At 32.1% G+C, this 19,483-nt stretch carries 12 protein-coding genes and 3 pseudogenes; 8 read left to right on the top strand and 7 right to left on the bottom strand.

The annotated features are described in order from the left end of the window. A pseudogene (locus BMW37_RS16030) lies at window positions 1–100 on the bottom strand (IS982 family transposase); the annotation flags it as partial. 887 nt (window positions 101–987) lie between these two features. On the opposite strand from BMW37_RS16030, the gene BMW37_RS13985 reads away from it, so the two are divergent. Next, a complete protein-coding gene (locus tag BMW37_RS13985) occupies window positions 988–2,505 on the top strand; it encodes a carbon starvation CstA family protein (protein WP_093322419.1) in 1,518 nt (505 codons plus the stop codon). Window positions 2,506–2,772: 267 nt separating this feature from the next. Here the strand turns inward: BMW37_RS13985 and BMW37_RS13980 are convergent, their stop codons facing one another. From BMW37_RS13980 to BMW37_RS16025, 3 genes are all read right to left on the bottom strand, one after another. After that, window positions 2,773–3,789, bottom strand: coding sequence for a YecA family protein (locus BMW37_RS13980; RefSeq protein ID WP_177168682.1), 1,017 nt, complete (start codon window positions 3,787–3,789; stop codon window positions 2,773–2,775). A gap of 1,329 nt (window positions 3,790–5,118) precedes the next feature. Then, window positions 5,119–5,277: a hypothetical protein gene (locus tag BMW37_RS15205; protein ID WP_177168680.1), complete on the bottom strand. Its 159-nt coding sequence runs from the start codon at window positions 5,275–5,277 to the stop codon at window positions 5,119–5,121. Beyond that, window positions 5,220–5,504 carry a DUF4277 domain-containing protein gene (locus BMW37_RS16025; protein WP_093322414.1) on the bottom strand — a complete coding sequence of 95 codons (285 nt, stop codon included), beginning with the start codon at window positions 5,502–5,504 and terminating at the stop codon, window positions 5,220–5,222. The genes BMW37_RS15205 and BMW37_RS16025 overlap by 58 nt, the downstream gene beginning before the upstream one ends. 274 nt (window positions 5,505–5,778) lie before the next feature. On the opposite strand from BMW37_RS16025, the gene BMW37_RS13970 reads away from it, so the two are divergent. The 6 genes and pseudogenes from BMW37_RS13970 to BMW37_RS13940 form a co-directional block, all read left to right on the top strand. Further along, the gene (locus BMW37_RS13970) at window positions 5,779–7,455 is read left to right on the top strand and encodes a hypothetical protein (protein WP_093322411.1); all 1,677 of its coding nucleotides are present in this window, start codon (window positions 5,779–5,781) and stop codon (window positions 7,453–7,455) included. 106 nt (window positions 7,456–7,561) lie between these two features. Continuing rightward, window positions 7,562–8,287 (top strand): DUF3944 domain-containing protein, encoded by a 726-nt coding sequence (locus BMW37_RS13965; protein ID WP_093322408.1) that lies wholly within the window; start codon window positions 7,562–7,564, stop codon window positions 8,285–8,287. 1,147 nt (window positions 8,288–9,434) lie between these two features. After that, window positions 9,435–10,682, top strand: a complete 1,248-nt coding sequence (locus BMW37_RS15200) for a hypothetical protein (RefSeq protein WP_177168681.1) — start codon at window positions 9,435–9,437, stop codon at window positions 10,680–10,682. A 90-nt stretch (window positions 10,683–10,772) separates the two neighbouring features. Next, on the top strand, window positions 10,773–12,452 hold the full coding sequence (locus BMW37_RS13950; protein ID WP_093322403.1) for a hypothetical protein: 1,680 nt from the start codon (window positions 10,773–10,775) through the stop codon (window positions 12,450–12,452). A 123-nt stretch (window positions 12,453–12,575) separates the two neighbouring features. Next, window positions 12,576–13,067 (top strand): hypothetical protein, encoded by a 492-nt coding sequence (locus BMW37_RS13945; protein ID WP_093322400.1) that lies wholly within the window; start codon window positions 12,576–12,578, stop codon window positions 13,065–13,067. 329 nt (window positions 13,068–13,396) lie between these two features. Further along, window positions 13,397–13,810 (top strand): annotated as a pseudogene (locus BMW37_RS13940) (transposase); the annotation flags it as partial. 789 nt (window positions 13,811–14,599) lie between these two features. Here BMW37_RS13940 and BMW37_RS13935 read toward each other — a convergent pair. Together BMW37_RS13935 and BMW37_RS13930 are read right to left on the bottom strand one after the other, a co-directional pair. Then, window positions 14,600–16,912 carry a hypothetical protein gene (locus BMW37_RS13935; protein ID WP_093322395.1) on the bottom strand — a complete coding sequence of 771 codons (2,313 nt, stop codon included), beginning with the start codon at window positions 16,910–16,912 and terminating at the stop codon, window positions 14,600–14,602. A 52-nt stretch (window positions 16,913–16,964) separates the two neighbouring features. Next, window positions 16,965–18,407 carry a hypothetical protein gene (locus tag BMW37_RS13930; RefSeq protein WP_093322391.1) on the bottom strand — a complete coding sequence of 481 codons (1,443 nt, stop codon included), beginning with the start codon at window positions 18,405–18,407 and terminating at the stop codon, window positions 16,965–16,967. A 638-nt stretch (window positions 18,408–19,045) separates the two neighbouring features. Between BMW37_RS13930 and BMW37_RS16020 the strand changes: the two genes are divergently transcribed. Continuing rightward, a complete protein-coding gene (locus tag BMW37_RS16020; RefSeq protein WP_143047671.1) occupies window positions 19,046–19,150 on the top strand; it encodes a transposase in 105 nt (34 codons plus the stop codon). Between the two features lie 38 nt (window positions 19,151–19,188). Here the strand turns inward: BMW37_RS16020 and BMW37_RS13925 are convergent. Further along, window positions 19,189–19,483, bottom strand: a pseudogene (locus BMW37_RS13925) (IS982 family transposase); the annotation flags it as partial.

The following is a 19,483-nucleotide window of genomic DNA, read 5'->3' as shown; positions in this document are numbered from 1 at the left end:
CTCTTGCTCTAAGAGGTCTATCGTATTCTTCCAGTATTTTATTTAAGCTATCGTCTATTTTAATAAAAGTATAGATGATATAATCTACTAATGATGGCATGATTTTACTCCTAATTTTGATTCGTCTCTTAATTAGTTGTAAGTTATGCCATCTCCCTCCAAATTATGCAACAAAAAAGTCGAGCATCGCGTTATTTAAGGTTTCTGCTCTAATGTTATCCATCGGATAAAATAAAAAGGTAAGACTAAACAAAAGGCTCATTAGTCGTGAACTTATTTTTGTTAATAGAGAATTTATGGGTAAGTAAAATTCATGCCTTACTGATTTATCGATGTCAAACATTATTATTACCTTGAATTTTTTAATAATTATTATGGTTAAGGTTAATTAGGACAGTAATATTGGAAAAATGTTATCTTTATTTTTAACGCGTTGTATCCATAAAAAAGTTTATAAAATGAGTATCATTGTACTCTGACTAGGTTGTAATTAAGGTGTTAATCAAAGTTGTATAAATAATACTCAATTGAGAGCCAAAAAAGTAAGATTGTAAAATAGATAAAGCTAAAGCAATCTTTAATAAGTTATGTCTGAATTGTAACATATGTGAGATGGTCTTTTCATTATCTGCTAACGAAAAAGGATTAGCGACAAAAAATTTGAGCGTTATCTCATTAAGAGTTTTCGGAGTCTCTGATATTGTGTTCGGTGAATTAGCCTTTCTTAGAATCATAAAGAAAATTGATTGATGTATGCATGCACATTTACTTGCATATTAGACCATTAACCAATACAAAGCTGTGATGCGTGAAAGATGAGAAGGAGATCACAAAATTAGGTTTTTAAGATGATATGACTACGTGATTGTTGTATAAATAAATTGTTATAAAACTGTTGAAATATCATAAGACTAATGGATTAGGCATGATATTTCAAAAACATAAATTGGTATCAATAGTAAAAGCAACAATCAAAGGAGTGATAGCATGTATTCATTTATAGGCGGTATTGTTTTACTAATTATTGGCTATTTTACCTATGGGAAATTCATAGAGAAAGTATTTGGACCCAAAGAAAGACCAACCCCAGCATTTACGCACAGTGATGGTATAGACTATGTACCAATGAATACAGCAAAAAACTCACTTATCCAATTACTCAATATCGCAGGTGTAGGACCGATCTTTGGCCCCATACTAGGTGCTTTATACGGACCAGTTGCATTTATTTGGATCGTGGTAGGATGCATATTAGCAGGAGGCGTACATGATTATTTAACTGGTATGATCTCTATTCGAAATCGAGGTGCGCATCTACCTGAGCTTGCTGAGAAATTTCTAGGCAAAGCAATGCGGGACATAGTGAATGCTTTTGCGCTTTTATTATTGGTTTTGGTTGGAACCGTCTTTGTTTCTGCTCCAGGGAAGCTGTTATATGATTTAATGGATCATAAAGTGAGTCTGACCATCATTATTTCAGCCATTTTTGTTTACTATATCTTAGCAACCTTGTTACCAGTAGATAAAATTATAGGTCGTTTTTATCCGATATTTGGCGCATTATTAGTCATTAGTGCTATCGGAATTGGTATTGGTTTACTTATCACAGGTGAAGCTAAAAATATTCCTGAAATTACGTTAGAAAATCTTCACCCTGATGGATTGGCTGTTTTCCCTTTGCTATTTTTAACGATATCATGCGGAGCATTATCTGGTTTTCATGCAACGCAATCGCCGATCATCTCAAGAACGACTCAGCATGAGCTGCATGGACGTAAAATATTCTATGGCATGATGATAGCTGAAGGGATTATTGCAATGATTTGGGCTGCAGCAGCAATGGCAATGTTTTATGAGCCAAACGCACCGTTTGGTGCGGGTCTTGCCGCAGTGATAAACGAAGGAACCCCGTCGCTTGTTGTCAGTAAGGTTGCTGTAACCATGCTAGGTGGAGTAGGGGGCACACTTGCCATTCTTGGTGTGATAATTTTACCAATAACCTCTGGTGATACGGCATTTAGAAGTGCCAGAATGATAATTGCAGACTATCTTAAAGTGCCACAAATTGCTATTTCAAAACGTCTTATGATTGCCATTCCGATGTTTCTCATATCAGTAGTATTATTGCAAATCGATTTTAATATTCTATGGCGTTACTTTTCGTGGGCTAATCAATCAACAGCAGTGATTGCTTTATTTGTAGGCGCTATGTATCTATACATTGGTGGTAAGAACTATTGGGTTTCGCTAATACCTGGCTCGTTTATGCTGATGGCTACCATCACTTATATATTGCAAGAGAAAATAGGGTTTGGTTTACCAAGAAATATTGCGTTAATCCTATCCCTAATCTTATCAATAATTATCATTTTGGTATTTTTCTGGCAAGCAAAGCGTCAAAAGGCAATGAATATGCCATTAGAAGATGACATTTCAAAATGGGCTGGTAAAAGTGGAAATAACGTTGGTTGTGAAGAAAAGGTTTATCTGCAGCAATCAAAATGAAATAAATAACTTACCAGGGCGAGAACATTAATTGTGAGATCAATGGTTAGTTTCCATTGAATACGCTCTTAACAGAGGTTTATGAGATTTTTAGATAAAAAAAGTAAAGTGCATCTCGATAATAAGCAACAATAAGAACCTTAATTAGATATCATGGTTTTTCTATGTTTTGCTAATATCTAAAATCGACAAGCACTTTTTGAACTAATACTATGAAATTTTAAGTTCAATGAAGCTTATACTGTATGCTTCATTGAACTTGTTTGCTTACCAAGAAAAGTTAAATGTTTCATGAAACATCGGCGTTAATTCCAAATAAGTGTTCGTTTGCATTTTTTGATCTTTCCAATATATGTAAGGCAATTTAGTTTTAGCAAAACCAAAGAAAACTAAGAACCTGCTAACAAAACGTATGCTAATTAACATGCTTATATATTGTCCTTTTGATTGGTATTCATAGTCAAAATCCTGAATTTGATTAAGTAATTGAGGGAATGCTTTAATTGTTTGTTCCACCATCAAAGCAAAATCGTTTTCTTTTGATAAGCGCCAAATCATAAACACCCATAGGAAATTCAATTCCCCCTCAAATTGAAATCTATCAAAATAAGCCCAGTTATAATTAAAAATAGCTGATTTCAAGAGTGGAAGGAAAAATATACTAACGCCATGCTTTTGATATAAAGTGATATTTTTCTGGCTAATTTTTAGTTGGTTTTTCTGTTTTCTGAAAATTTTAGCGATTTCGACAATGATGTGAGTATATTCCAAAGCAATAAATTCGGATTCTTTTCTTCCTTTAAAATCGCTAAAGTAAATATTAGAGTACTCTTCTTTAAGATCAAGTTCATCATAAATAGCTGAACAAGCATTCACTATTTTTAGTGGAAGATTCCCTTTTTCTGTTAACTTAATTGCACCATCATTTAATATTGCCATTTGAATAAAAATATCGACATATCTCATAATTGGGCTTTGATTGATATTTTGAGGTGAATTGATAGTCACACCTTGAAGTGAATCAAAATCACTATGAAGCCAGTTGTGCATCTGCGATGGGGTTAATCCAAGAAAAACATCAATAGGTCTGCTATTCATCTCTATTTGCTTTTCTCTTAAAATTTGTTGAAGTTTTTCGGGTGACATTAAATTTTCACTTTCAACTGCAGCTGTAAACTCATCCATAAGATTTGAGATGTTTTTAGATGCTGCATCTATGCAACAGTGTTTATATTTTTTACCACTTCCACAAGAGCAGGGTTCATTACGGCCTAATTTAGTCATATAACACCACATTATTTTGTTAACATTAAGCTCTAATCATAAGGTTGATCGATGAAATTTTACGTGAGTATGCCATATAATTAGACTAGTTTAAATTATCATTTAATAATATCATTTTTCAACAAATAGGCAAAATTTACTTAAAAGTAAGATGATATTCATAGGGTGAAATGATTATAAATCATTTATTTAACATATGGCTCATTGAATATAAGTTAATTTATTAATTCCTTTTATAGTTATATATTATAACAACAGCTGTTATGCTATTAGATGTGAAGGGGCGAGTTTTGAACATTATGACTATTTTTTTAACCAAATTGCCGACCCAAGAAAAGATATCAACAATAAACTTGACCTTATCGATATTTTGTTTCTAACTTTTAGTGCTATTTTTTTAGGAGCTCTTGGCTGGAATTACATTAAATAATTTGTTTGTAAAGCGATAACATGTTTAAATAATCCCGAAAATTATCACAAGATAACCTAATACTAACACTTAAACGTTTCACTAGAACTTGTACCTTCATGTCCCTATCTGATGGAGTTATCACTTTCCCTCAGGCGCTTCTTGCCTAATTTTAGATTTCAAGTTTTCTTCAGCGTACATTTTTTTAAAAGCTAATTTCTATGCATCTTGATCTTTATACATTATTGTTCCAATTTGCATTTAAATAGTTCAATCAGTATTCAAGTTTCCTTACTAATTTTAGTGTTCCGTGTATTCTATTCATATGAATAAATAATCAAATGTGATTAAACATAATATGTATTAAATCATTGTAGTCCCAAGATTTTGAGCTTATGTATTTTAGTTTGGTTCAAAGATATATAAGTTTAACATAAGAACATACATGCTTAGCCCAAAAACTTACTGAGTTACAACTGAGCTAGATTAATTTAATTGAACTATTGGCTAAGTACAAAACACTCATAAATGATGGCGAGGTACAGTCTGATCTTACTATAGCTTAACCTGATATCAAGATTGACGGTAGTCCAATTGAAGAAACACCTGCAGATAAAAAGTAAAGAAGAAGTGATATCCTGAAAGGAAAAGCAGGGAAAAAAAACATTATTCTGTAATGCTCAAGTGCTACGTTTAATCCAGCATGTCGATGGCCTCCGATTGTATGGGTTAGCCAAAGAGCTAAATCGCTTGGGTGTTCACATTAGCAGTATCACGCTCTCTGACTGGATCATGAAGGGAGCTGACACCAAACAGATCAGAGCAATTATTTGGGGAAGCCTCTAAGAAAGTGCCCAAAATTGTTTGACCACCACAGTGAGCTCATCTGGAAGGATAATTTTGTCAGTTTGATTACCACTTTACGTTGCCATTGAAATGGGGATCCCAGCCTGATTTTCACAAATCAATAGATGGACAAGCTGAGGTAAATCCGGTCGATGATCTCGACTGAATCTATGAATTAGGTTAATGCTTTCAATATTTTCACGTTTTTTTTGTAATACTGAGTCCCATGACATTGGATGCTTGTACTATGAAGATTCATAACCTTTAGAAGTAACCCCAGTTTTTTCAGCGTTATCAGCGCAATTGTTTCATAAAATTGATTGAGCCCAGCGGAATGTAGTTCGTCTAGCAACCTTGAGATGGCGTCACGATTAAAATAAAATGCCTTAATGGTTTTGATTTTAAATAACCGCTTGAGGGGTAGATTAGTGACGTATTTATAAATTTCATAGATAGGCATACCAAAACTACTTCAAATGTAATAATTTCCAATTATAAGGATGGTTTTCGTTTTTATTTTTATCCTATTGATATTTAGCGTGTTATTTCTTAAATAAAACACCAGGTAGATGCCGGGAGGGGTGTCAGAATCGAACATTGACTTATAGAGATAAATTTGTTAGGTGTATTATTTAACGATTTAAATAAATAAACACCGTTCTTAATTTAGATTATTTACTTAATCTAGTCGTCTGTTAATGGTCAATTCCCTATTATTTTCTAAGGCAAATTTCATGTGCAACACTCAATACAATACAGAACAATTACGCTTTATGTCATGGTTAACCTCTAATCAAGATAGAGATATTTTTTCAACACTTTCATCCGCAATTACTATCAACTGGACTAGGGAATTATTGAGTACCTTCAAAGATAGATGGGATTGGTATTCTATTAGTCAAAATAAATCAATTCCTTGGACTAAAGAGCTTGTTATAGAATTTCAGAAAGAATTGTGTTGGTTCGAAGGTGCCGAATTTTTAAAAATTGAAACGATCATAAACGATGATGATATTTTTGAATTATTGTTTAATAAATATAGGGGATATTTTGAATCTGATATTTGGTTCTATGAAAATTTAAATTGGACTGTTAAAAAAATAGCCTATTATTTTGAACTGATAGATTGGGAAGTGTGTGCGCTAAGTCCTAATTTTATGACTCAAAGCGAAATCTTTGAAACCTATTTTAACGCCTTTAAAAATAAGAGTGTCATTTGGCCTTTAGATTTAAAGGACACCATACGTTTTTTAGAAAAACAGAGGCATAATTTGGATTGGGATAATTTATCCTCATTTGATAATTTGCCTTGGTGCGATGAGCTTATCGAGCATTTTAAATATGATTGGAATTATACTGAGCTTGTTAAAAACAAAAAGATTCATTGGTTAAAAGAACCGTTGTATAGCCATATTCTTGGACATATAAGTGCGAGTGATTACAAGCTAACACAATCAGTTATTGATGAACAATGGTTTAAAATTATCTTAGCACATACCAATAGAGAATTAGATGATGATCACTGTTTTTTAAACAGTACTGAGATGAATTTCGATCTAAAAAGTAAAAACGAAAGTTTCACTCAGGAGGAATTCAATTGGATGCATTTGTCTAATCTCAGATTACGTGATTGGAATATAGAATTGATTTTAAACTATGCAGAATGTTGGAATTGGGAAGTTTTAAGTGCCAATCCCTCAATTAAATGGGATGAGTTTGATATCAGCCAATTAGCTCATAAGCTTGATTTAATTCGCCTTTTAAAAGCTAGGCCAGGTTATGTATGGGATGCTAATAAGCTCTTGCCTATATTGGTTCAATTTCCATGGAACGAAGAGCACTTTTATCCGTGCATTAACTGGACTATTGAATCAATTCAACTCTTCTTTACTGATTTAAACTGGGGCTTATTATCTAGATATGGCATTCTTAATCAATCAATCTTAAGTATGTTCAGAAAAGAGCTTCATTGGAAATATTTATGTTTTAACTACAAGACTGTTAATCACCAAGTTGTATACGAACAATTTTATGAATATTGGCCCATTCAGATACTATCTAATCCACACATTAGCTTTAGCGAAATAGATGTTTTACGATTTAAAGCGTCATTTGAGCAAATTGCATACGAGGAGGGTGAATACGAACTTTTCCTAAGCAGTGATCAATCTAATGGCCGATTTAAATTATCGATTCCTAATATCCCGTGGAGTGATGAGGTAATGAAAACTGTTTATAAAGCAATTAATGGTAGAAGCTTGGCAAGTTGTAATCAGATTCAGTGGTCACTAGATAGACTAGAATTAATTAAAGATAAAGACTCTTTTTTAGGATGTAAATTTGATTTTATCTCGCTTGAATTTATTGATATTTTGAAACTAAAAGAGTTAGATGCGATAAAGGTGCAATAATTTTATAGTCAAAATATTATATTGAATCCTAACATTCCTTATTATTAAAGTGTCGATTGACATTTATCGACTAGAAATAAATTAATCATTCACATTGGAGTAAACCATGTCATATGAGCACGATCCTGCCCTTGAGTTTTTTAATCATCTAAAAGATGAAGATTTTAATGATTTAGTTTCCTTTATGACATTAAATAACAAGGGGCAGTATAGAATGACGGAAGAATTGACACAAATGCAGTCTTATAAAACGTATTACCCAAAGCATAGTTTATATTGGCAGGCGATTGCGCATGAATTGAAATGCTATGGTGCAAGACAACAAGAGATAGAAGAACCGGGAAAAGGCATTGCTTACCAACGGATTGTAGTCAATATAATGAGGTATCTTAATATTCGAGCTTCTATGGCAGATCATGTAGAAAAATCTGAAAATATACTGTTATTAACAGTATGCAAAACGATATATGAAAGTATGCAAATAGAAGATAAAGCAGCTTTTCACGATTTTTTTGAAATCCCAGCCGAATATACAATTGAAACGAATCAGTTAATATTATTTTTAGAATCTATGCTCAATGAAAATGGTCTGAAAGCATTACAATTGACGGTTTTTGCTACGCATATTTTGCTTCGAACTATAACTAAAAGAGATTTGTATTTAGCCAAAACTCTTTTACTGAATGATAATTTACTGACAGTTGAAATAAAAAATGGGATATTTTTTGATGATAAAAACATAACTAATAAGTCAGCCAGTGCAGTTTGGCAGATAAATCTAGTAATTGTATTGATTGTAATCTCGATGAGAAAGCTGTTTAACTGTCATTAAGTAACCAAATAATGCAACATGATTGAAATTAAAATATTATTTTTACTTAAGCATGCCACAGCTGCCACACTAGTCTTCCCTTTAACATTTAAAAAAATCGAGAACATTAAAATGGCAACAATCAGTCAAGCAATTAAACAGCATATCATTAAATCTAGACTAATCAACAATGGACTCAAGGAAATTGAATGGTTTAAGATGAATCTCAATAATTATTTTTATGATAAAACAATGCGTCATCATAACAAAATCAGTGGGAATAGAATCTTTATTCGACTCTAACTTAAGCATATTTAGCTAAAATTATATAACAAGTAATTGATAACATAAATATTCCTGCCACAAAAGTAAATCAATTATTTTTTTAATATTGTCTAGAGCTGGCTTATTTTCATTTTTTCTACATTGTAGAGCAATTGATTGAGCCAATAGGCAAGGGATATTTATCGCTAAAATTTCACAATATTCATCTAATGCTTAAAAAAGCAATACCTCATATTACCTTTACTTGAGTTGAGGTGATTCTTTAACGTATTGATATAAAACATGTATGTGATTGTATTTAGTTGTGTACTAACTATTAATTGGAATGATTAGCAATTGATTTACTCAATTGATCATTAACAACATCAAGCTGAAGCTTTTAGCATTATTTACTACTAACAGATCCTAACTAGAAAATACCAGTTAAGTAACTTGAGCATACGTGTTTCTATACTTGGCTCTGATAGTCGTGTGAAAGCGAAACTTTTAATGGTAAGTTTATATAAAACAATTGGTTATTTGGTTAAATGTCTGAATTGATTTAATCTTTGGAAGAATGGTCATAGTATCAGGTTCGTATTTTTAAACATCAAATAATTAAGTAAATGATCTTGACTATCCCAACTAACATAACTACTATGGTTATGTTAGTTGAGTGTAGATCAACACTTAAAATACAAGTAAAAAGTTTTCATTAAAAATAATTTGAAATATTTTAATAAAAAATTAATTAAATTATTAATATTAAATTAGATTTAAATTTTTAATGTTATTTTTTTTGAAATTAAGATAAATCGATTGATTTGAGAAATAGTATAAACATATGGCATCAATAAGCAGTTAGTGAGTTATTAATAATCTAAATGACTGAAGAGGAAAATATATGAATGAAGATATGAGAATAATTTTTCAAGATGAGGTAACAGTAGAATCTATGGCTTCTGCTGATTTAAGATATATGGATGAATATCTTGTTGATAAGCTTGAAGAATACGAAAACCTTAAAAATGCAATTGATAATTTTGTAACTAAGCACGATAAGCTTATCGCACCATTAGAAAAAACAATTGCTGAAAATGATAAAAAGTGCATAGCTTATTATTTACAAAATAGAAGCTATACATTGAAATCATATTTAGAACAGACAAGAGATAAATTGGAAAAAATTACCCAAATAAAAGCGAAAGAATTAAAGCTTAATAAACGGATTTTAGAAGAAGAACCCTATAGTGAGACCTTTAAACAATTACTTAAAGAACGGTTTCACTTAATTAAACCTCTAAAGAGATTGGAAGAACAATTACAAATTCTTCGAACCAATGGTAACCGTGAATATACACGGTTGCAAAATTTGGAAGAGTATCAAGTTAAAATCGAAGAATTTGAAGAATTAACAGGTCTGACTTATTTTGAATGCATTACTGAGGGTGATGAATATGTCATGGAATTATTAAAAATTCAGCCAGAAGAGGATGCAGAATCAGACGAAGATGAAGATTGGGACGAAGAAGAAGAAGAAGAAGAAGAAGATGATGATGAAGACGAAGATTGGAACGAAGACGAGGATGAAGATGAAGACGAAGATTGGGACGAAGATGATGACGACTGGAATAACGAAGATGATGAAGATTCGGATGACGAGTTTGAAGAAGACGAAGAGTCGGAAGATGAATTAGATGTGATTGATAGTTTGGAAGATGATTTGCTTGTAAAGCAATTCCGCCAAATATTAGAAATTTGTGATCAATACGATGACAGCAATCGCTATCTGCATTTTTCTGAATCTTTTTTTATTGAAATCAATCAAGCTTATTTTAAAAAAGATTTATCTGCATTAGAGAATATATATGCTCGGTTACTTGGCTTACCTTCGGCAAAATTAGTAGACAAAGCTATGCATGAAAGTTGGGATCAGGAGTCTGAGGCTGAAAAATATATTAAAAAATTGAAAATATTGAGCCTTAAATATCAATTATTAACTAAAGAAAATTGTTATGAATATGCCATTGATATTGACAAGATGGATGACTATTTTAGCCGTTATGTAAAGCGATTGAAAGCGAAAATAAATCGTCAAAATATTGAAATAGAGCAAGAATTTTCAAGGTTATCAAAAAAGATGGAAATGTAGCCATCGATATTGTGGAATCTGAAATCTAATAGGATGTGACACATAACACGAATTTATTGGATGCCAATAATCATAAAAAATGAGGTTTGTATGCAAAGTAATACATCAGTACAAATAACGAAAGAAAAATTAGCTAACTGGATTAAGTCTGTTCCAAATAGAAATGCATTTCAAGTGCTTTCAAGTGCAAGAACAATAAAGTGGAATGAAGAAATCTTGTATCAATTTGAACATGAATGGGATTGGGAACAACTAAGTAAAAATACCGCAATACCATGGACAAAAGAACTTGTCCTTCAGTATGAAAATAATTTATGTTGGGATGAAAATTCTGCGTTTTTAGCAGTTGAATCGATTATCAGTGATGTCGAAATTGCCTCTATGTATATAAAACGAAATGAAATTGATGTTTACAAAGCGCCATTATTCCCATGGTCAGATATTTTCATTACTCAACACATCATGCATATTAAGTGGCAAATATTAAGCCAGTCAACTTATATAAAATGGGATAAGGCCTTACTAGAAAAATTCATTACGGTATTAGATTATGACTTATTCAATTGGCCATTAAATGAAGCTGATACAATAGAAATTTTACAAAAGCACAAAAATGTTATTGATTGGTCAAAACTATCTGCTTGTGCGAGTTTACCATGGAGTGAATCATTGTTGTTCACTTTTGAAGATAAATGGTGCTATCAGACGCTTATCCATAACATCGAAATTAATAATAAATACTCAGAGCTGTTCGAGTTCGTTAAGAACAAAGTGGAGCCTTTAGAATTAGCCGAAAGTACTGTAGCTATGAATGAGCATCAATTTGAATGGTTAGTGGGTCATATTTTCTATACGATCTCAAAACAAATGACTAGTCGACCATCAGTCCGCTTTCGTGCTAACAGTTTGATGAGAAAATTATTATCTCCGAATAAAATTTGGGAAACGCTTTCTGCTGTGAATATGTCATCTTGGACACTTGAATTTATGAAAAAGTATGAAGATAAATGGCATTGGGGGGAGATCTCAATTAATGAGTCAATTAAATGGACAGATCAAATATGTGATTATTTCCGTAATCAATTAGAGTTCGAACCTATCCTCAGAAATACCTATGGAAAAGAGGAGTATTCATTAAAAACGTTACAATCAATTTACACAGGGTTTCTTGAAAACTTAGATACCATAGAGAGGATTAATAACTACCCACTAATCCAATGGAACGAAGAGCTTATTGAATTGTATCGAGACAAAATAGATATTGATGCCTTAGCAGAATTTGGCTGGATTGATTCAAAAATATTGGATGCATACCAATACGAGTTTGATTGGCAAAAATTGTCTCAAAATAGACAGTTGAGGATTAATAGAGATACATTTTTGGCATATCATCAAAAATGGAATGCGAGCATATTAAATAATCCACATATTGAATTTTTAGAAGAAGATTACCTGAGTTTTCAAAATAGATTTAAACGCCAAGCCTATTATGAACTTGAACAAAAGCAGCCAACTAATTTGATTTTATTCACAGGTTCGCTCAGACAAAAGCGTTATCTAAATGAGCTTTATAACATCCCTTGGAGTATTGCGGTCTTTAGTATTCTTAAAGATCATTTTGATAAAAATAAACTTGCAAGCAATAACATGATACCTTGGACTTTTGATTATTTGATTTTAGCACCTAAAATTAAAGAGTTTATTGGCTGTCACTTTAATGGGGTTGATCTGAGTTTTGTTGATGAAAGTTTCTTAATGGAACTCTATTAATAACAATGTCTCTTCAAATCTACCTAGGATTTACTGCTTTAAGATACAACACAGTCTTCTATCGGAAGGCAGTAGCAGTAAGCTTAGTTTGAACAAAACTATTATATTAAGGAGTATTATCTAATGAGTCTTAATAAAATGTATTACCTGAAAGTTGATATCACTTTAGATGAATGCTTCCAGGTTTATATCACTCGGCACAACGCCCTTTATGACAGTATCTATACAGCATTCGAAAATGAGCATGATTGCCTATTACTAAGTGAAGATATCAATTCATTTGACGGAGAAGGAGAAATGGTTTGTAATTTGCAGATTTACGCAGATCTAGATGATTTACAACCTGATTTTTTAGGAGGGGTAAGCCTAGATGGAGGGCGTGAATACGTGCCTTTTTTAATGAAACTGCTATGTGAAGATGTGCCAGATAATATAGATACCGAAACTCCAGTTGATGCGCAGTTTGAAATAAGACAAATTCTTTTTAATGAAGAGGAAAGGTATTCTGCTGCCGAGTGTATCAGTGACTTGCAATATGAAAGGCCTATTTTGCATATTCTGCGCACATTGTATTTAGATAAAGAGTCCATTGGTGGCAGATTTCAATCATACTAACATTGGATTGTGTTTATGAGGTTGCTAATCATGATCATAGGAAGCTTGGATGTAAATAAATGCATACAGTGCTTTTTGAATAATAAAGGAGGCTGTAATTTAAATTGTGTATTTGCCCATTTTTGATATATTTATTTTAAACATTAAAAATAGGCAGGTACCTAATGGACGAAAAACAATTGAAAGCATTAGCAACTGAATTTGCTAAAAATATCAAAACTGAAGCTGACCTAAACCAATTTTCAAGAATGATGAAGAAAATTGTTGCTGAAACCGCTTTGAACGCAGAACTCACCGAACATCTTAGGCATTGTAGATGGTTCTCTAAAAGCCTTAAATATGTTGCTTGGAAAGATTATAAAGCGGTCACAACCTCTTTAAAACAGGTTTATCAAGCAGTCAGTGAATCGGCAGCATTATCCGCTTTAGAGGCTTTTGCAGAACAATGGGATGGAAAATATCCGCAAATCAGTAAAAGTTGGCGGTCTCATTGGGAAAATCTTAATACTTTTTTCAATTACCCAGAAGACATTAGAAAAGCTATCTATACAACAAATGCAATTGAATCTTTGAATAGTGTCATACGTCATGCTATCAAGAAGAGTAAAGTATTTCCTAACGAAGATTCGGTTAAAAAAGTGGTTTATCTAGCCATTGAAGCAGCCTCTAAAAAATGGACTATGCCAATACGAAATTGGAAGCAGGCCCCCCTATGTCACACTACCTGTCCATTGATAACTTAATCATAATAAGGGCAGGAAAATGAGTAAATTTACCGTAGAATTCAAAGAAACAATTTTGACAAAATTATTGGATAGTGTTTATACAAACATCACCGCATTAGCCCAACACTATAACACATCAAAAAGCACGCTTTACAAATTCAATTGCGTGCATTAAATCTTTTCCAGCGATAAGGATGTATCAAACGTGCTTTTCGATACACGAATTTCCTTGGTTCAAGTAGCCCTTTCTCAGTCCTGAAGCAACATATTTGTTTAATACCTTTATTTCTATGTAATTCATTGTACTAATAAAAAAACTCCTGCTCATCAATAAATGTCAAGGGTTCTGAACCCTTTTCATGGCATAATATCCTCGTTTCCATGCTACCAAACAAGCTCACAGAATAAGCGTTATCTAATCAAGAATTATTATAGCAATACAAATTATCACAGATGTAATTAGATGCTGCACATGATGAACTGCGAGCAACAGAATCGCAAAATATGCACATGGTTAAAAACATTCAAAGCCAATTAATTAAACTGCAAGCAAAGGATACTAAATTACTTTAACTCTTTAAGAAAGCACAAGCCAGTTTGTATTCCCCTAAAGCTGAAACAATTAAATAAAATAAGGCAAATAGCAGTGAAAAAAAACGGACAGGTTGCTTGACATCTATCGGTGAGTATATGGGGCTTAGAATTAAATTTGTCATTAATGTATCATTTACTCTCATTAAGATGTAATAGAAGTTTATTTTATTTTATTTGTAACCATTCAGGTATCCCCGTTAAAACTATATTTTTTTATTTTGTATCATGGTTGAACTTCTCAAGCGATGGCAAAATTTTTTCTAAGCCATCAATCAGTAAATCAGTGGTATAAATCCAATCTTCTTTACTGTCTCTACTCCCTTTAAATTCTGTTTTTATACGTTGTTTAAATGATTTTGCTTTATTAAGGATTTCTTGGTACATGTCATAAAATGGTTTAGGAAAAATATTAATCTCTTCACTATAAGCACCTATGTGGAAGGTATTACGACTCCACCATCTAATAACCGTGTCATAATATTTTTGATCATCCAAAGTCAGTTTAAATGCGTCATTAAGCCTTCTATAATATCCTAATAATAGCGGAATATATCTATTATGAATTACTTCGTCTTTTTCACGTAAGACCCGCATAAAAAAATCAGTATCAAGCGTCCAATCTAGACGCTGAATTTCAAATGGTCTATTTTCATCAAATAACCAATAAATGGTCTCAAAATAGTCAGGATGATGGAAAGGAAGGTAGGCGAGCAAATGCAAAATAGGATCGGAATTAAAAGTAATTTTATCTTTCAAGTGAATTCTAGTAAGCGTTATGCCTTTAAGATTATCAGGGATAACATCTATTTCTTTATATAGATTGTAATAATAGATGAAAAGTGAATACCATCTTTTATCAAGGGTTTCATAGGTCATGGATTTATCAAAAAATTCATATTCATCAATTCTTAAGTATTCATCAAATCTTTCAATAAAAAAATATCTATTTTTAATGGCTGATTTTAAAACGTCCTCAACAATATCTACATAGGGACTAAATAAGTCAAAGGCAGTTGTAGGACTCTTATATGCATGGATGATAGAAATAGCTTCAGGTGCCCAAACAATTTTTGCCCATCTGTTAACGTTTTTATCTTGGTAAAATTCACAAAATAACTCAGCACTTTTTTCTTTAAAGACAGCTATGTGCTTAGCCATACCTAAAATTTTAATTTCTCGGATTAAATTAAAATCTCTTTTATTGCGCTGTTTCTCTTGTTTAGCAATTGCCCAGAGTAATTTTTTATATAGTTCTAGGATGGCCTCATCATTAAACTGAAATAAGAAAGGAAGAAAATGAGCAAGTTCACTTTTATAAAGTGACACTTGGTTTGGATTAGATTGTAGGGATATTAAAAAATCCTCGACAAGCAATGTCGCCTTATTTATCAAACGCGTTTTGACTGACGTTTTATCTATTGATTGAATAATTTCGCTAAAATAGGGCATAAGCGCGAGATTTTCAGTATTATCATAAATATCTAAGATATAGTTTAACATGCGTGAGGGATTAATCTGAGTGACTATATTAAGCAGCTCAGGGAGATACTCGATAAAGTTATGTAGAGGCTCTCTTATGTCGTCCTCATCCTCATCTTCTTTAATTGGGTTAAGGATGGTATTAAACGCTTTAATGCAATCGCTAAAAAAATTAAAAATCAGATCTTCATGCTTTTCTAGTTTTGAATTTTCCGCTAATAGTGCTATTGATTTTTTGGTAATTGTCGGCAAGGCATTTAAGTGCTCATCGATGTTAATTAAAAGCTTAGGTGTTAATAACATCTTTGCAAGTGAAAGGGCCTGATTTATGTCTAGTTTAGCGATTTCAGTTAAGCTATGTTCAGAGTCACAAGGGGACTTGATGACGAAATTGACTAAAAAAGGGAGAATATTAGGGCCGATTCTGCCAATAATTTTATCATCAAATAACGGGACATTTTTTTCATCAATATAGCTATAAAGGCCATTATGAATACCTTGAGCAAAATAATTAATCATCCTTGCATCAGTAAAAATAGGGTGAGGATCTTTATTTAATAATTTCTGAACGATTTTATCTCTGTTAGGGTTATAGCCTGCTTTACAAATTTCTATCATAGTCTCAATTCCTTTGAAATTGAGCGTTGAGTTCAAGGTATTAAAATTAAGAGAGTAGGGGGATCTTGGGCTTTTAGGTAAGTTAACATCCAAGGTATTTAGTAGCGAGATTTTAGCACTAATAATCGCATCATTAACTAAAAGAAGGTTATCTAAGGGGTACATCAAACCTTGAGAACCATTGTCATGGATCTCAATATTATCAGCAGCATTCCTTTTAGATGCTTTAGGCATTATCAGATTGATTGTAGACAATAAAATAGTGTTTAAGTGTGAAAGTTCCTTTGATTGATTAGACAGCTCATTTAATTTAAGCTGCATATTTTCCAATTCTGACTTGTCATCTAAATGGATTTGTCCCTCTGTAAAAATTTTATTTATCAATAATTGCAAAGAGTTGAGTAGGGGAAGTAGTATTTGTTTATTCATAGTATTTGCCAAAGTGTTAGTTCAATAGGTCCGTTAGGTGAGTTTTTGCTGACTAAATAATTAATCTCAAAATCGTATTATCCAAAAACATAGCCATCGGTTTTGCAATCAAAAACTCAGTGTTTTCATCCATTGAGAACATAATTGCTAAAGTATATTCAGAGATGTTTTCTGGTAATAAATGTTGAACTAAGGTCATATTGTCATGCATATTAGGATGGCAGTTAAAAAATGGAATGTTCGACAATGTGATGGGAAAATTATTTTCATCTAGAATGACGACGCTTTGGTCTTGTAAATAAGAGCGTTTTCCTTTGACAAAATAGATAGGATGTTGGTTGTTCAGGGAACTTTGAAGGCTTGATATGACTTCATGAGCAAGAGTTTGAAAATCAGTGTGTGCAAATTGATGACACGCAGCAATATCCTCTGGTTGCAAAGGAGATTGAACAGGCTCTTCTAATACAATGTCTGGATTGATGTTATTAGGTGTTTTCAATATTCGATGTGAGCTTACTTTGTTTGACACCGAATCGTTCAATAATTTAGATTTTAGGTCCTTATCATTTTTAGGCGCAGAGGAGCGATAAATTTCACCTGTCGCTAAGTTAATCCAATAGGCATAATATTTAAATTCTTGTTCATGAGGCCAAAAGCAAAACTGCAATAAATTAACGTTAGCTTCCGTTAAGTTTAATGCTAAGCGCTCCTCATTCTTCCATTCATGACCTAACAAACTCTCAACGTTATTGTTTAGGGCAGGTAATGGGTTCACTGTGAGTTTAAGAGTGTCTAGATACTGATTAATTTCATTTAATAATTTAAATGCACGTGAAAGTTTTTTTTGTGCTTTTTCATATTCCGAACTATGAAAAGCATAAAAAATTTCTTTGCAAACTTGAAATAAAGCATTTTCAGGGTAATCATTAAAAGCATTAAAGCGTTTAAAAAAATCATCAAAATTTGAACTTCCATCTTCTTGATTTAGGACATTTTTAAAACCAACACTTAGCACAAAATTAATATAATCTTGGGCTTTCACAATGATTTGTCTATCAATTTGTCGCTTCTTTGGTGAAAAAATGGTAATAAGTTTTTCAAATTGCTCTCTAGTGAAATTCGGAGCTTGTAATTGCCTATCTAGGCCTATTAAGGTTTTATTGATTTTACCAGGATTTGACTCATAATGTTCACTTAGATAGGTCAGTAATGCTATGTTATGTATACAAGGAGAAGAATGGGATTGGCAATGACAATAGTATTGTTTGTCATGATCATTTGTTGTTGCATCAGAAAAATCAATAGAATGAGGATAAATAATATCACGCTCATTTTCATCTATACTAAAAGCATGAATGAACTTTTTGTCTTCTGAAATATAACATAAATGAGTGAGATCTTTTTTGATAAGCTCATTTGCTAAATCTATTGATGAAATATCATTTGATTTAACCCACATAAGTGATTTTGAAACTTCTTTTAATAAGTTATGCATCTTTTAGCCTTGAATTGATATCCACAAAGATTAAAGTAGAAGTGAAGGTATTAATTTCTAAAAATCGTAAAGTACTTAAAAAATAAATCGTTAACTTAGAAATTTTTTGGAAATCTTTGTTTACATATAGCTGTTGAGTAATTTAGCCTAATAATATTTATTTTTCAAGCTAATAATTGAGGGTATGTGTATGTGTAACCTTTCCTAAAGTTGACAATTGCATAACTTGTAATTCACATTTAATGTAAATCTAATTTTCAAACAAGTTTGAAAATACCCAAAATAAAATGTTGAGAGCTTTGAATTTCTTTGTAATATTCAATCTATTTTTGATTTTCTTGCGCTTTTTATGGTGTGATAAACAAAATCAATCGCTTAAGGTGAAAGTAATATGGAAAAATATTTAACTCAGCTTACAATTTACTAATAATAGCATTAAACAACATAAAGCTTTTGAGGAATTTGATACGATAAATGCACTCATTGATTGGGAGCAAATTATTAATAGGTGAATTCAAGATATAAGTGAATACTCATCTAAAATTTTTCTCTGGTTATGCCTGTTAGCTCTTCGAATACTTTATAGGGCGTTCTATAACCCAAACATTTTTGGTCTATTATTGTAGTCGAGGCATAATTTGAGCAATGTTAAAATGGAGAATATGCTGGCACGAGATTTATTGTTTCGTCAATTTATAGGATTGGATCTCAATGATTCGATCCAAGACCATTCGTCGAAATAGCGTTTTAGAGAAAAACTACATAACGCGATGCTCGACTTTTAAAATGCGAGATCTGCGATACTTAAAATGGGTCTACCTTGTTCTTTATTGAACAGGGTGGCTAGTTTGTGTGATAATATTTTCCTACTCAGCCTATTAGTAAAGCTCAGCATTGTTCTTGCGAATGTTCTTTCAATATTGAATTTTTCAGCAAGTTGTCCAATTGTACTTTCAATAATTCTTCTTTTATCATTCCAAAAATTCCTAATGTTTTTAGGGAGTTTATCTCTCATGTTTTTCCTAACGGGTGTTTCAATAGCAATCCCATGGTTTATGCATTGTTCCGCTGTCTCA

The organism is Thorsellia anophelis DSM 18579, from assembly GCF_900111395.1.
Classification (GTDB): Bacteria; Pseudomonadota; Gammaproteobacteria; order Enterobacterales; family Thorselliaceae; genus Thorsellia; species Thorsellia anophelis.
Note: the sequence above shows the minus strand (reverse complement) of the source record. Positions and strands in the feature narration are given on the sequence as shown.

Bases quoted from the DNA above. Each gene is read 5' to 3' on its own strand.
- BMW37_RS13985 (WP_093322419.1), top strand. From the start codon at position 988: ATGTATTCATTTATAGGCGGTATTGTTTTACTAATTATTGGCTATTTT.
- BMW37_RS13980 (WP_177168682.1), bottom strand. From the start codon at position 3,789: ATGACTAAATTAGGCCGTAATGAACCCTGCTCTTGTGGAAGTGGTAAA.
- BMW37_RS15205 (WP_177168680.1), bottom strand. From the start codon at position 5,277: ATGTCATGGGACTCAGTATTACAAAAAAAACGTGAAAATATTGAAAGC.
- BMW37_RS16025 (WP_093322414.1), bottom strand. From the start codon at position 5,504: ATGCCTATCTATGAAATTTATAAATACGTCACTAATCTACCCCTCAAG.
- BMW37_RS13970 (WP_093322411.1), top strand. From the start codon at position 5,779: ATGTGCAACACTCAATACAATACAGAACAATTACGCTTTATGTCATGG.
- BMW37_RS13965 (WP_093322408.1), top strand. From the start codon at position 7,562: ATGTCATATGAGCACGATCCTGCCCTTGAGTTTTTTAATCATCTAAAA.
- BMW37_RS15200 (WP_177168681.1), top strand. From the start codon at position 9,435: ATGAATGAAGATATGAGAATAATTTTTCAAGATGAGGTAACAGTAGAA.
- BMW37_RS13950 (WP_093322403.1), top strand. From the start codon at position 10,773: ATGCAAAGTAATACATCAGTACAAATAACGAAAGAAAAATTAGCTAAC.
- BMW37_RS13945 (WP_093322400.1), top strand. From the start codon at position 12,576: ATGAGTCTTAATAAAATGTATTACCTGAAAGTTGATATCACTTTAGAT.
- BMW37_RS13935 (WP_093322395.1), bottom strand. From the start codon at position 16,912: ATGAATAAACAAATACTACTTCCCCTACTCAACTCTTTGCAATTATTG.
- BMW37_RS13930 (WP_093322391.1), bottom strand. From the start codon at position 18,407: ATGCATAACTTATTAAAAGAAGTTTCAAAATCACTTATGTGGGTTAAA.